1 other RNA gene is annotated in these 323 nt (G+C 52.9%); it reads right to left on the bottom strand.

The features are described from left to right. Positions 1-321: a transfer-messenger RNA gene (gene ssrA / locus OKJ99_RS14965) on the bottom strand. Positions 322-323: the final 2 nt, after the last annotated feature.

Below are 323 nucleotides of genomic sequence, written 5' to 3'. Positions count from 1 at the left end.
GTCCGCCAGCTCTCCGCTATCGGTTCTACATGCGTAGCCATCTCTATTGAGTTAACTCCTCGCGACCCGACTGGCAGGGTGCTTGGAGCGAGCTGCATAAGTTTTAGCCGTTACGTCTGCAGCGAACTTGGCGGCGATCCTGTTCTATATGACTGACCAAATCTTCGGGTTTACAGGCATCCCCTAGGGTCAGCTAGCGCCCTTAGGCGGCTAGAGCGTAGTTGTCGTCGTTGGCAACTATAAGTTTGCAACAGTGGATTTACGAGTTCTGTTACCAACTCGGCATGCCCCTCAAGTTTTGTTACCGGCGTCGAATCCTGATC

This window comes from Streptomyces endophyticus, assembly GCF_035798155.1.
In the GTDB taxonomy this organism is placed as follows: Bacteria; Actinomycetota; Actinomycetes; order Streptomycetales; family Streptomycetaceae; genus Streptomyces; species Streptomyces endophyticus.
This window is presented reverse-complemented; position numbering and strand designations above follow the sequence as displayed.